General features: G+C 50.2%; 11 protein-coding genes. 3 read left to right on the top strand and 8 right to left on the bottom strand.

What is annotated here, in order from left to right; genetic code table 11:
- Positions 1 to 64: 64 nt before the first annotated feature.
- Positions 65 to 1,969, top strand: coding sequence for a S9 family peptidase (locus tag DFR27_RS02465; RefSeq protein WP_121875867.1), 1,905 nt, complete (start codon positions 65 to 67; stop codon positions 1,967 to 1,969).
- 125 nt (positions 1,970 to 2,094) lie between these two features.
- On the opposite strand, the gene DFR27_RS02460 is transcribed toward DFR27_RS02465, so the two are convergent.
- The 5 genes from DFR27_RS02460 to DFR27_RS02440 form a co-directional block, all read right to left on the bottom strand.
- A complete protein-coding gene (locus DFR27_RS02460; protein WP_121875866.1) occupies positions 2,095 to 2,715 on the bottom strand; it encodes an LON peptidase substrate-binding domain-containing protein in 621 nt (206 codons plus the stop codon).
- 58 nt (positions 2,716 to 2,773) lie between these two features.
- The gene (kynU, locus tag DFR27_RS02455) at positions 2,774 to 4,009 is read right to left on the bottom strand and encodes a kynureninase (protein ID WP_211327537.1); all 1,236 of its coding nucleotides are present in this window, start codon (positions 4,007 to 4,009) and stop codon (positions 2,774 to 2,776) included.
- On the bottom strand, positions 3,999 to 4,874 hold the full coding sequence (locus tag DFR27_RS02450; RefSeq protein ID WP_121875865.1) for an alpha/beta hydrolase: 876 nt from the start codon (positions 4,872 to 4,874) through the stop codon (positions 3,999 to 4,001). The genes kynU and DFR27_RS02450 overlap by 11 nt, the downstream gene beginning before the upstream one ends.
- Positions 4,875 to 4,976: 102 nt before the next feature.
- A complete protein-coding gene (locus tag DFR27_RS02445; RefSeq protein WP_121875864.1) occupies positions 4,977 to 5,411 on the bottom strand; it encodes an acyl-CoA thioesterase in 435 nt (144 codons plus the stop codon).
- Positions 5,404 to 6,576, bottom strand: a complete 1,173-nt coding sequence (locus DFR27_RS02440) for an iron-containing alcohol dehydrogenase (protein WP_121875863.1) — start codon at positions 6,574 to 6,576, stop codon at positions 5,404 to 5,406. Before DFR27_RS02440 ends, DFR27_RS02445 begins: the two co-directional genes overlap by 8 nt.
- A 135-nt stretch (positions 6,577 to 6,711) precedes the next feature.
- Here DFR27_RS02440 and DFR27_RS02435 point away from each other — a divergent pair, with 135 nt between their 5' ends.
- Both DFR27_RS02435 and DFR27_RS02430 read left to right on the top strand, forming a co-directional pair.
- On the top strand, positions 6,712 to 7,854 hold the full coding sequence (locus DFR27_RS02435; RefSeq protein ID WP_121875862.1) for a 3-hydroxyacyl-CoA dehydrogenase family protein: 1,143 nt from the start codon (positions 6,712 to 6,714) through the stop codon (positions 7,852 to 7,854).
- A gap of 269 nt (positions 7,855 to 8,123) precedes the next feature.
- Entirely contained in the window at positions 8,124 to 10,565 is a 2,442-nt protein-coding gene (locus DFR27_RS02430; RefSeq protein ID WP_121875861.1) for a TonB-dependent receptor, read from the top strand.
- 111 nt (positions 10,566 to 10,676) lie between these two features.
- On the opposite strand, the gene DFR27_RS02425 is transcribed toward DFR27_RS02430, so the two are convergent.
- The 3 genes from DFR27_RS02425 to DFR27_RS02415 all read right to left on the bottom strand — a co-directional run bounded on the left by DFR27_RS02425 (position 10,677) and on the right by DFR27_RS02415 (position 13,873).
- On the bottom strand, positions 10,677 to 11,651 hold the full coding sequence (locus DFR27_RS02425) for an NADPH:quinone oxidoreductase family protein (protein ID WP_121875860.1): 975 nt from the start codon (positions 11,649 to 11,651) through the stop codon (positions 10,677 to 10,679).
- A 107-nt stretch (positions 11,652 to 11,758) separates the two neighbouring features.
- A complete protein-coding gene (locus DFR27_RS02420) occupies positions 11,759 to 12,937 on the bottom strand; it encodes an acetyl-CoA C-acyltransferase (RefSeq protein WP_121875859.1) in 1,179 nt (392 codons plus the stop codon).
- A 12-nt stretch (positions 12,938 to 12,949) separates the two neighbouring features.
- Positions 12,950 to 13,873, bottom strand: a complete 924-nt coding sequence (locus tag DFR27_RS02415; RefSeq protein WP_121875858.1) for an SDR family NAD(P)-dependent oxidoreductase — start codon at positions 13,871 to 13,873, stop codon at positions 12,950 to 12,952.
- Positions 13,874 to 13,906 lie beyond the last annotated feature (33 nt).

The following is a 13,906-nucleotide window of genomic DNA, read 5'->3' as shown; positions in this document are numbered from 1 at the left end:
TTCACATATCCCTGTTTCTCACTCTATACTCCTAGCTCTAGGTTCATTCAGACAGGGAGATCATATGAGCACCTATCGAGCTACTTTTCTTAGCGTGGGATTACTTAGCAGTCTTATATTAGGAGGCTGCTCTAGCTCAGAGGAACCACCGCAGCCAACCGTAGACTTTGCAACCTATAGTGCAGAAGAGTTCTATCAAACCACCAGTCAATTTGGCGCTTCTATTAACGCCTCGGCGGATGCTGTGCTCACCACGTCCGATGCTTCAGGCGTCTTTAACGTTTATCGCCAACCTTTAGATGGCACGCCGGCTACTCAGCTGAGCTTTTCTTCTACTGACGCCATCATGGGAATTTCTTGGTTTCCCGAAGATGATCGAATTCTCTACAGCGCGGATAATGGCGGTAATGAACTCAATCATCTCTTTGTGCTAGCTGAAGATGGCAGCGTTACCGACCTAACACCGGGTGAAAATCTCAAAGCCAGCTTTATGGGGTGGTCGGATGACAAAGCGTTCCTATACGTTGCCACCAATGAGCGAGACCCTAGCTCCTTCGACCTCTATAAGGTGTCTTTAAGTGGCTATCAGCGCGAACTCATCTTTCAAAATAACGAATCGCTAAGCCTTGAAGCGGTCAGTCCAGACGGTCAATTTGTCGCGGTAGTAGAAACGCTTGGCAATACGGATAGCGCGCTTTATCTCATCGAAGTGTCTGAGGAGGAGAGCCGCGCAAGAAAGATAAGCGAACACGAAGGTGAAGTGAATTACAGTGTCTTCAACTTCGGCCCAGATAGCCAAAGTCTTTACTATTCAACTAACCAGCATGGCGAATTTGTTCAGGCTTGGCGCTTTGATATTCCATCACTCTCGCATCATGTTTACTACACGGCAGATTGGGATGTGACAACTATTCGCTTCACCGGCGATGGTCGCTATCGCGTAGCAGCCATTAACGAAGATGCGGTTACTCGAGTTGAAATTCGTGATCTCGAAGACGATGCTCGGGTAGACATCCCTAACCTACCGGACGGCAACCTATCTGGATTCCAGGCTTCTGCCGATGGTCAGCATATGACCTTTTACGTGGCCTCTGACACCTCACCAGCCAACCTTTATGTCTATAGCGCAGAGTCCGAATCGCCGGTTGCCCTAAGCGCCAACCTCAACCCTGAAATTGCCTCTGAAAATTTGGTTGCTAGTGAAGTGGTCCGCTTCAATAGTTTCGATGGTCTGGCGATCCCCGGTTTATTGTATAAACCCGTTAATGCCTCCCCGAATAATCGTGTACCTGCGGTAATCTGGGTTCACGGCGGCCCGGGTGGTCAGAGTCGTGTTGGCTATAATCCAATGATTCAGCACCTGGTCAATCACGGCTACGCGGTGTTCTCAGTTAATAACCGAGGCTCATCGGGTTATGGTAAAACCTTCTACCACCTCGATGATCTTCGTCACGGTGAGGATGATTTACAGGATATTGTCTTCGGAAAGAAACACCTTCAGACATTGAACTGGATTGATCATGACCGCATTGGCATCATGGGTGGCAGCTATGGCGGTTATATGACCATGGCTGGCATGGCATTTACGGACGAATTTGCCGTTGGCATTAACATCTTTGGTGTCACCAACTGGGAGCGGACGCTAACCAGTATCCCACCTTGGTGGGAGAGCTTTAAATCGTACCTCTATGCAGAGATGGGTGATCCCGCTACCGACATCGAACGCCTTCGTCGGATTTCGCCACTCTTCCATGCCGACCAGATCTCTCGCCCGGTATTAGTGGTTCAGGGTGCTAATGACCCCCGCGTGCTGCAGATTGAAAGCGATGAAATGGTGGCCGCTATCCGCGCCAATGGAATACCAGTTGAGTATGTGTTGTTTCCCGATGAAGGTCATGGCTTCCGAAAGAAAGCGAATAGAATTACGGCCTCAGAAGCTTATTTGAGCTTCCTTAACGAGTATTTGTAATCGCCGGTGTAGAGGCATCGAATCGCCCTATCCTTCTAGCCTCGATAACCACTCTCGAGGCTAGAAGCATCCAGATAACCACCTACAGCGGCTTGGTTAGACGCCAGCGAGTCTCTTGTTAGAAGCTAGGATATGCGGTCCAAAATATCATCGAGCAGTGCCAAGCGTTGAATCGGTGAAGGTAACTCGAGTGCAAGCTGCAGATAATCCGGCTCCAACTGGAAGAATTGAAATAGATCGAAACTCGCATCACTGGCACTCTTTGCCTGCCACTCAGTTGTATTTAATACTTCGCGAAGGTGAAGCTCATCGCCAAAGCGTTCACTAAGCCTTGCCACAAGTCGCGCCTTGAGTCGTTCTGCTTCCGATTCATCGAAGGGGTCGTCCTCTAGTTCCTCACAGTGGACTAATCGGTAAGGTATTTCCTGCTGCACATTAATGAGCCGATAACGCTTGGAACAGTCTACAACCACCATCATTCTACCGTCATCGAAGGTTTGTAATATTTGTACCTGCCCACCTGAGAATACGTTACACGGCTCGAAGGTACTTTGATTAGCCTTTGGACCTACTGGGATGCGAGAACTTCGTAGCGCGCGCTTGGTGTGGCTAACGGCCACTGGAACATTATTCTCTACGCAATCGATAATCATTTTTCGATAGCGCGGCTCAAACACGTGTAACGGGTAAAGGCTGTTGGGTAAGGTGACTTGCCCGGGAATTGGAAAGAGCGCTAACACAGACATATGCTAAACCTTTGAAAAGTGTACAACGTCACTTGTACGCTACATTCCATAAATTCGATCAAGTCACCACTGATCGCTGGTTATTTATAGCCTGTGTCGCTTCGCCTGCACGCAAACTTTCCACCAGCTGGTCTACCGCAAAGCCGATATCCTGAAAGCTCAAATACAGTGGTGAGAAGCCGAACCGCAAAATATTTGGCGCCCTAAAATCCCCCACTACGCCGCGTTTTATCAGCGCCTGGCACAATCCGTAGGCATGCTCATACTCAAACGCCAATTGACTGCCCCGCTGAGTAAGATCTCTAGGGCCCACCAGGGTTAGTTTTTCCGCCGCCCCGCTCTGATGGAACTGTGCCAAGAACACCTCCATCAAGCTTAGTGACTTTTCACGAAGCTGTTCCACACTAATCTCTTCATACAGCGTTAGCGCTGCCTCAACGGCCGACATTGAGATCACCGACGGCGTCCCGCAGAGAAATTGAGCGATACCTGAGCTAGCGTCGTAGTTTGGTGAAAAATCAAAGGGTCTGCGATGACCAAGCCAACCTGATAGCGGTTGTTCTAGACTCTCGAGGTGACGCTTGGCGGCATAGATAAAGGCTGGGGCGCCTGGGCCGCCATTGAGAAATTTGTAACTACAGCCAACGGCAAAATCCACATTGCAATCATCCAGCGCTATCGGAACAATACCTGCTGAGTGCGCCAAGTCCCAGACCACTCGAATACCGTATTCCTGAGCCGCTTGCGTAATAGCCTTCATATCTAGTAGCTGGCCGGTGCGAAAGTTGACCTGAGTGAGTACGAGTACCGCTACGTCATCGCTCAAGCTGTTGAGAATGTCATCTTCATCCACACTCACCAACTCGCAGCGCTCGTCCATTAGTTTGCTTAACCCCTCGATCATATATCGATCAGTAGGGAAATTGTCTGTGGTGGTGAGTACCTTCGACTTTCCAGAAGACAAACTTAGCGCCGCAGAAATTGCTTTAAACAGATTAATAGAGGTACTGTCACAGCAGGCAATCTGGCCGCTCTCTGCGCCTAATATTGCCGCCAATTGATCGCCAATCCTCAAGGGTAAATCAATCCAGCCATGCTTGTTCCAACTGGCTATCAAATCGGGTTGCCATTGCGCCGTCACAACGTCCTGAAGCTTCTGGACTACGCGTTGCGAGACCGGGCCCAAGGAATTACCATCTAAGTAACAGCTGTCTTTTGCAAGCAGGAACTCGCTGCGATACTGGCGCAATGGATCCTGCTGGTCGAGGCGAGCTAGTTCGTCATTACTGATCATTTAACTGCTCCTTAACCTGTGCTAAGAAGCTGCGAAAGGTTTGCGTTTGAGGATGAAGCACATCGAAGTGACCGGCGTTTGGAATCGACGTTGACGGCACAGACTCAAGCAGTGAATAGCTTGACTCAACAATAGCGTCATCGGCGCCAAGAATAAGCGTTAGGTTGGCGCTCAGCTCCCGTTGCGATGGATCTGCGGCACGATAGTCCGCAGCATCATCAGTAGGCAGCCCGCCCATAAATAGTGAGGTAGCCCGCTGGCAGCTATTTGTGCCCATGGAGTAATCAGCCAGACGACTAATTGGCGCTAAGCCAAACACCTGTTTGAAGCGATGCGAATAATTGGCCTTGGCACTTATTAGCAGGGCTAAATGTCCCCCAGCGGAATGCCCACTAAGGACTGCTCTATCGAGGTTAAGCTGCTCACCAAAATCTTCCATAGCAGTGATGGCTGCTTCTACGTCTGAGAGCGAATTCGGCCATCCTCCGCCGGGTTCTCCAACTCGTCGATACTCAATACTCCAAACCGCAAAGCCCTGATCAACGAATGCACTCGCCATTGCGTTGGCATGCGATAGATCATACTCCGCTAACCAACAGCCACCATGAATAAATACCACCACTGGGGGGCGAACGATCCCTTCTGGCTGCCACAACTCAACAAATTGTGAAGGGGCTTCGCCATAACGAAACAGAGTAGGCTGGTGCGTTACGTCCAAACTTAGGACGTCTCCGAAGCTTACCTTGCTAACGGGTTCAATCGCCGGTGCGGTGTCACCGGAAATTGGACCACTAGCGAATGACGGTACCGTGGTACAGGACAGCGTGAATAGTATTAAGCTACGTATTAGACTTTGCCGATTCATGAGATTTTCACTGCAATGATTTACTCGCAGCGTAACAGACTTATATCAGTAGTTCGTCCGCATATTCCACAGGGCGGTGAGCGATCCTGCCGCTCACTTCATTCAGATCAGCGCCGCCACGAGCGCTTCTCTCATTTGCCCTTCAATAGGCTGAGGTTTCTCCGTTTCACGATCCACGAACACGTGCGTCATGGTACCGTGAGCACAAGCCTCTTCCTCGCCGGCTTTAAAAATGGCGACGCCATATTCCACCGATGAGTTGCCTAAACGATTAACTCTAAAGGCACCTTCAATAGCATCGGGAAAGGCAATGGAACGATGGTAAGCGCAAGATGAGGAAACAATATAGCCCACTATCGGACTCAAGGTAGGCTGAAATCCGCCCTGTTCAATGAGGTAGCTATTCGCGATGGTATCGAAATACGAGTAGTAAGTGACATTATTCACGTGCCCAAACATATCATTATCCATCCAGCGAGTGCTAATGGGTGCGAAGTGATGATACTCACTACGTATCGGGATTGGAGTTTTAGCCATTGTGAATACCTATAAGTGCCGCGTTGTATATGTTGAGCGCATCATCAAAGCTAACGGCTACGGGGTTATTGATCAAGAGGCGAGTTTGGAGCATTGCATCCTCAGCCAACATGGCTAAGTCCTCGGCGCTAATATTGAGTTCGCTCAGCTTAGTTGGGATTCCCAACGAAAGAATAAGTTGCTCCATAGACCTAATAAAGTTAGCGCAGCTTTGCTTGGTGGTGTCACCTGGCTGGCTACCTGCTAAGCACTCATTGAGTTCAGCATACCAATGCTCCGCAGCCTTGGCGTTAAAGCGCAGTACGTGCGGCAGCACCAACGAGTTACTCAACCCATGAGGAATGTGGAACCGACCGCCTAATGGATACGCCAAAGCGTGAACCGCTGCAACGGGCGAGTTTGCAAACGCTTGCCCTGCCAGGCACGCACCTAACAGCATATTTTGACGCGCGGCCAAATTGCTACCGTTAAAGGTTGCCTCATAGAGGTTGGCAGAAAGTAGCCTTAGCGCCTCTTTTGCCACCATATCAGAATAGGGATTCTTCTTGTGCACGCTGGTGTAGGCTTCGATAGCATGAACCATCGCATCGATACCCGTTGCCGCGGTGACCTGCGCCGGTAAGCCAAGAGTGAGCTTGGCATCCAATAACGCTACATCTGGATACAGTAGTTTTGACACCACACCGGACTTGGTGGTTTCACCGGTGGTGACAATGGCTACAGCCGTTGCTTCCGAACCGGTACCGGCTGTGGTTGGAATCAACACTAGCGGTAATCGTGGACCCTCGGCATTATCAATGCCATAAATATCGCTGAGCGACTGCTCCGAGTGAACGAGTAACGCCACCAATTTAGCGGTATCCAGGGAACTGCCGCCACCAAAGCCAATAATACCGTCGGCGCCCGCCGCAATCGCCGCCTCAACCGCTGCCATAACCAAATGATCGGGGGGATCCGCTACCACCTCGCTAAAGGTGCCGTAGCTAAGTGATTTAGCGGACATTGCGGTATCAAGCTGAGCTAACAGCCCCACTTGAACTATGCCAGGGTCAGTGATGATGTACGGTTTGCTAATACCTAGATTGGCACAAATTTCAGGCAATCGCGCCAGCGACCCTGGTTCGCTAATGATCTGCTTAGTGGTAGTGAATTCGAACGCTGTCATAGCCCGTGGATCCCTCAAAATTTAACGAAAAAGGTTAGCAACTGATGCCATTTCATCGTGTCGCTTAGGCGACTTGCCCATTGCTTTCGCACCGCTATTCTTAGCTATTGTATGAGCTAATAGAGAGAATCGCGAATGAATACCTTTTCTAAAGTGTGTGTTTTGGGTGCCGGTGATATGGGCCACGGCATTGCCGAAGTCGCATTACTTGCTGGTTACGAAGTTAATCTACGAGATATTAACGATACGGCGGTGAACCGCGGTGCACAGCGAATTCTAGACAGTTTTGACATCTTCGAACGCAAAGGAAAGATCTCCGCAGAGCAAAAAGCCGCAATGGTTGCGAAACTTCATTGTTTCACTGAACTGGAGCCGGCGGTGAGCGATGCTGAGCTGATCATTGAAGCCGTACCCGAAATCTTCACGCTTAAGCGTGACACCTTTTTAGCCATTGAGGCGGCGGCTGCACCGAAGGCTATTATTGCCTCCAACACATCCACCATGAGTATCAGTGAGATCGGCGCCACCTGTGCAAATCAAACTCGCATCGCCGGACTCCACTATTTTAATCCCGCGGTACTCATGCCAACGGTTGAAGTCATTAAAGCCAAGCATACCTCTGAAGAGACCATGATCAAGCTGGTTGACTTCTGCGAGCGCTGCCGCAAACAACCAGTCCGCGTGGAAAAGGACGTACCAGGCTTCATCGTCAATCGTGTTCAAGCTCCCGCAGGAATTCTGCTCAATGCTTGGCTAGACAGTGGAGAGGCTGACCCCGAGACCGTGGATGCCATGGTTCGATCCGCCACTGGTGCACCCATGGGCCCATTCGAGACAATCGATTACACCGGCGTAGACGTTAACGTTCATTGCTCGAACTACTACGCGGAAACGATTCATCCAGACTTTGCGGCGGGTACTACCATGCAGCAACTGATGAATGCCGGTAAGCTTGGCAAAAAATCAGGTGAGGGTTTGTTTAGCTGGGCGAATGGCAGGCCGGCAATCAATCTAAGTCAACGCAGTGACGAAATCGACATTGCCGACCTCTTCTTAGTCAATGCCAACGAAGCCGTTAGAATTGCAGCGCTGGGAGTTGCAAAGCACGATGATATCGACCGTGCTCTGCAGGGCGCAACGGGGAACCCTAACCCTCTCTTCGCACAGCTACGTGCGATGAATCACTCCGATGTTGTAGAACGCCTAACACTGCTGGCTTCGCGCTATAATAAAGCGGCCTTTACACCCTGCAAAGCGCTAAGCGAAGCACAGTACTAAAACTAGGCTTTGAGATTGCTTCAATAAAATTAGCCGCCCTGTCGCTTTTGTGACAGAGTGGCTAAGTAGCAAAAGCTAGGATATCCTTATCTAGCGCACAAGACGCTAGTTTTTACGATTTAATAACAATAACAAATGACGTAGATTCATCGGTTTAGCTCCACTTAGTATTGTAGTACCTACTCTATTCTACGGATCCGTAGGTAACACTGAGAGCCTTACACCTAGCCGATTGTCTTCGCCTTAACTACCACATCTAGGGGTACGCTATGGACAAGTCGAATTCTTACACCCAGTTTAGCCGAGCTATCTTAGCTTCAGCTATTGGTGCAGCATTAACTTCAACCGCTATCGCGCAGGAAACTGAAAGCAGCGCGCGCAACATCATGATGGAAGAGGTCGTGATTACTGCGCAGAAGCGTGAAGCAGCACTAACTGATACGCCTATCGCCGTCACAGCGCTTGGTGCTGAGCAAATGCAAGGCCTTGGTATCAACACTCCACAGGACGTTGCGGCCTTCACGCCAAGCATGTCTTACCAAGAGGAAGCGGGCGGTGGCGAAGGCAACCGAATCTACCTCCGTGGTATCGGTCGTGAGACCAACTCGCTAGGTACCGAGCCAGGCGTTGGTATTTACAACAACGGTTTCTACACCACCGAGTCATCGGTTCTCGCTTCAGCGCCGGATCGTGTTGAACGTATCGAAGTACTCCGTGGGCCTCAAGGAACACTCTATGGTCGCAACACTACCGGTGGCGCCATCAACGTTATTGCTAAGCGTCCGGGTGACGAGTTTGAAGCCGCTGTGCGCTTAGAGGCGGGCAGCTACAACAAGCAAAAGGCTTCTTTTACCGCTAGCGGCCCAATGACTGACGATTTCGGTTTCTTGGTTCACTACAGCAAGAACACTCAGGATTCGTACTACACCAACGTCTCCGGTGCCGACCCGATTGGCGCAGATGAAGAGTATTACGAAGCGCAATTACAGTGGAATATCAGCGATAGCATTGACTGGAACGTTCGTTACTTTGGTGGCAGTGTTGAAAACGAAACGCTGTCAATGCAACTTCAGGGCGACTACCGCAATCTTGCCAATGACCCGGCAGCACCGCATCGTTTAGGTGCACTGATTGTTAACCCAGAGCTCTTCGCACCGCTATCAAACAATCCGTCAAAAAATGACCCGTTTACTATTAGCACTGATTTCCAAGGTAAAGTAGCTATTGATGATCAGAATGCTTATCAGTCTACGCTAACCATGGACTTTGAAGGCGTAACCGTAAAACTATTAAACGGTTACCAAGAGTTCAGCTGGTACAGTGAAAAGGATGAAGACGGTACGGCAAGTCTAATTTCTTCTGTTGAGAAGATTGGTCAGAATGACAAGACTCAGCAGCACGAAATTCAATTCATCTCAAACGGTGAAGGCAGTGTTGAGTGGGCAACCGGGTTATTCTACTTTAACTCAGAAAACAGCCAGCCTTATGCGCTAGCAGATGCCAACAACCCTTACCTCGTGAACGCCGTTAACCCGGCAACTGGCTACATGCCTATTGGCAACCCAGATGGTAACTTCTACTACCAGAACGGTGAGATTGAAACCACCTCGATTGCCGCTTACGGTCAGCTTGACTGGCATGCTACGGATGCATTAACGCTAACTGCCGGTCTTCGCTACAGCAAAGATGAGAAAGTAGCCTCTGAACAGCAGCAGGTTATTTACGATTCTGGCCTTTGTCATGGCTTTGCTGACGCCCTGATTCCCTCATTTGTGTTTGGTGGTAACCCCTACGCTGATCCTTGTGCGAATGGTGCCATTAGCCCGGCCATCCCTAACCGTATTGGCCTACTTGTAGGCGGCGGTGCTGCTGAACATGACGCAGAGTGGGATGCCATTAACTGGCGCTTCAACGCCGCTTACGACTTAAGCGACAGCGCAATGGTTTACGGCTCGGTCTCAACCGGTTACAAGCCAGGCGGTTTCCGTCTAGGTGGCTTGCAGGATAATCCAGCTACACCTGAGAATGAAACAATTGTTGATAACGAAGAACTTACTGCCTTTGAAGTAGGCTATAAAGCTCGCTGGGGCGAAAGCTTCGACATTAGCGCAGCGGCATTCTACTACGACTACACGGATATGCAGGTTGAACTCTACCAGCTTAATCCAGCAACCGGCATCGTTGAAGATAAGCTAACTAATGCTTCTGATGCTTCAATCATGGGCCTTGAGCTTGAAACTACTTGGGCGGCTACTGATAATCTAACGCTTCTTGCTAACTACTCATACCTTGAGAGTGAAGTGGGTGATGAGCTGTTCATTGACGTTAAAACCAATACTCAACGCAATGTGGGCGGCAATGAGCTTAACCGTACGCCGAACAACAAAGCCACTATTGCTGGTTTCTACGTTCAGCCGCTAAGCGCCGGTGATCTTGTTTTGAGCGCAAACTACGCCTACACCGGTAGCCAGTACGTAAGCATCTTTAATGACGCTAGCGAACAGGTTGATTCCTACTCTACGGTATCGGCTCGCGTAGCTTGGCAGCCAGCCAGTGATGCCTACGAAGTCAGTCTATTCGGTGCAAACCTAACGGATACCGTTAGCTTCGCAAACGGTTGGGCTGTCAGTGGAGCTGATGATGGCGTCCGTAGCTACGGTCGTTCTATTGCTCCACGCACCTACGGTCTAGAGCTCGCCATTTTCTTCTAAGCGAACTAGCCCTTACGGTAAAAAGGCCAATCAACTGATTGGCCTTTTTTTATGGTAGGTAGGGTTTAAGACAATCTACTTGCCACCGCCTGCATAGATCAATGCCTTAACTCAAGGCGTTATCACAACCTTTCCCATTGCCTGTCGATTTACCAAGCGTTTGAACGCATCAACGGTATCAGCTAGGGCAAAGGTGTTAGTGACTAGTGGCGTCAATCTACCTTCCTCCACCATGGCCAAGAGCTCCATATGATTCTGTTGCGCTGCCTGCGGGTCTCTCCCCGCCCACGCACCCCACCAGACGCCCATAACTGAAGACCCCTTTACTAAGGTCAAATTAGCTGGAAAAGCGGGGATATCGCCCGAAGCGAAGCCAATAACCAGATACCTGCCCTCCCAACCGGTTGAACGCAGTGCCTGCTGAGCTAAATCACCACCCACTGGGTCATAGACCACGTCAACACCCTTTCCAGCGGTAAGCGCTTTAACGCGGTCCTTCAAACTTTCAGTGGCGTAATTAATAAGATGGTCTGCACCCACGGATTTGGCGAAAGCTAACTTCTCATCGGAACTGGCCGCCGCGATAACCGTTGCGCCCATCGCTTTAGCAATTTCGATACACGTTACGCCAACGCCGCCCGCTGCACCCAGCACCAATACCGTCTCACCAGGCTGAAGCTTGGCTCGTTGCTTCAATGCATAATAGGAGGTGGCGTAGGTAATGGTAAATCCAGCCGCTTGCTCGAAACTCATGTTGCTTGCCATTGGCTGAACTTGGGTACTTGGCACCACACAATATTCGGCAAAGGCACCACCTAATGGCGTGACGATGACACGATCTCCCACCTTCCAATGGCTAACACCCTCGCCAACTTCCGCTATCAACCCACTGGCCTCAACACCAGGAATGTAGGGAGTTGGCGGCTTGATTTGGTACTTCCCTTGGACCACAAGGGTATCGGGATAGTTAACACCGGCCGCCTTAATTTCAACTAGCACCTCACCCTTTGCAACCTTAGGCGAATCAACTTCTTCTAGCCTCAGGTTTTCAATCGGACCAAGTTCATTGCAGACAATTGCTTTCATCACCGTTTCCCCTCGTTATTATTGTTAGTGCTTTGGATAGCTACGCAAGTTGAGTCGATACAAAAAAGGCGCCCATTGGGCGCCTTCTCGAAACCAAATGGATTGGTTTATAGTACTTCAAATAAGCCTGCTGCGCCCATACCACCGCCAACACACATGGTGATGACAACGTACTTAGCTCCGCGACGCTTACCTTCAATCAGCGAGTGACCAACCATACGAGCGCCACTCATACCGTATGGGTGACCAATTGAAATTGCACCGCCGTTAACGTTCAGCTTCTCCATTGGGATTCCTAGCTTATCCGCACAGTAGAGAACCTGAACCGCGAACGCTTCGTTCAGTTCGAACAGACCGATATCGTCAACGGTTAGACCGTGCTGCTTAAGTAGCTTAGGTACCGCGAAGACTGGGCCGATGCCCATTTCATCCGGCTCACAACCCGCTACGGTCATCCCAACATAGCGACCTAACGGGGTTAGACCACGCTGCTCCACGAGTTTGGCTTCCATTAATACCGAAGCTGATGCGCCATCAGAAAGCTGACTTGCGTTACCAGCAGTAATGACACCACCATCGATAACGGTTCGCAGCGTTGAAAGACCTTCCAAGGTTGTCGCACGAAGGCCTTCGTCCGCAGAGCAGGTCACTTCATGGTAGCTAACTTCTTTGGTCTCGCGATCCATGACAGCTTTAGTGGTAGTCATTGGCGCAATTTCGTCGGCGTAAGCACCGGCCTCATAGGCTGCTGCAGTCCGCTGCTGGCTCATTAGGCCATACTCGTCTTGACGCTCTCGGGAGATGCCGTAACGCTGAGAAACAATCTCTGCCGTTTGTAGCATTGGCATGTAGATATCTTTATGCATGGCAACAAGATTCTTATCAACCGCCATGTGGGTGTTAACGTGTTCGTTTTGGACCAATGAAATTGACTCAAGACCGGCGCCGATGGTGACATCCATGCCGTCATGAATAATTTGCTTTGCCGCCGTAGCAATAGACATAAGACCCGATGAACACTGACGATCTAGCGACATACCACTTACCGAAGTTGGTAAGCCACCAGCGAGCGCAGCCAAACGACCTATATTGAGCCCAGTTGTACCCTGTTGCATCGCGCAACCCATGATCACGTCCTCAACCTCAGCACCATCGATACCAGCGCGCTCTACGGCGTGCTTGATGGCATGGCCACCTAGGGTTGGGGCGGTAGTCATATTGAACGCACCACGATACGCTTTACCAATCGGCGTACGTGCCGTTGAAACAATTAATGCATCTCTCATGATCGTCTCCTATTAACCTAGCTCGATGCCAAGGCTCTTTGCCGCTTTGGCAACGAATTTATTAGTTTGCATCCAACCAGCTTTAAGTTCCTGCTGATTAGTCGCGTCGTCAATTTTGTCCCAGTTAGCCAATACATTCTCTGGCGTCTGTTCTTCTGGCGTTAAGTAGATGCCGTCAGTTTCGTAAACAACGGTGCGCGCGTAGCCACCTGCACCGGCACAGAGAATGCTACGATTTGGGCCATCTTCAGCCACTAACGCAACCAATCCCGCCGTCACCGATTCTGGCGTCATCAAATCTAGTACACGCTGATCTGGAATAATGTCTTCCGTCATACGCGTGGCGGCCGTAGGTGCTAGACAGTTAGTCTTAATACCGTACTTCTCGCCTTCAATACAAAGGGTGTTCATGAAACCAACAACGGCCATTTTCGCGGCACCATAGTTAGTCTGGCCAAAGTTACCATAGATACCAGACGACGATGAGGTCATAACAATACGACCGTAGTTTTGAGCCTTCATGATGTCCCAAACCGCTTTAGTACAGTTAGCCGCACCCATTAGGTGGACATCTACTACCAGGTCAAAGTCTTCAATCGGCATTTTTCCGAATGACTTATCGCGAAGAATACCAGCGTTGTTGACGAGGATGTCAATTCGACCCCACTTCGCCATTACTTGCTCAACCATAGCTTGAACTTCGTCGAACTTGGCAACGTTAGCACCGTTAGCCATTGCTTCGCCACCGGCCGCTTCGATTTCAGCTACGACCGCTAGCGCCGCATCCGAAGAGGCGCCACTACCATCGCGAGCACCACCTAAGTCGTTAATTACAACCTTCGCACCACGAGCCGCTAATGCCAATGCATGGCAACGACCTAGACCGTTACCTGCGCCTGTTACTATGGCCACTTGGCCGTCAAATCGGATTGTCATATTCATTATCCTTAGATCAAAAAAATTGTGGAA

It is taken from the genome of Umboniibacter marinipuniceus (genome assembly GCF_003688415.1).
Taxonomy (GTDB): Bacteria; Pseudomonadota; Gammaproteobacteria; order Pseudomonadales; family DSM-25080; genus Umboniibacter; species Umboniibacter marinipuniceus.
Note: the sequence above shows the minus strand (reverse complement) of the source record. Positions and strands in the feature narration are given on the sequence as shown.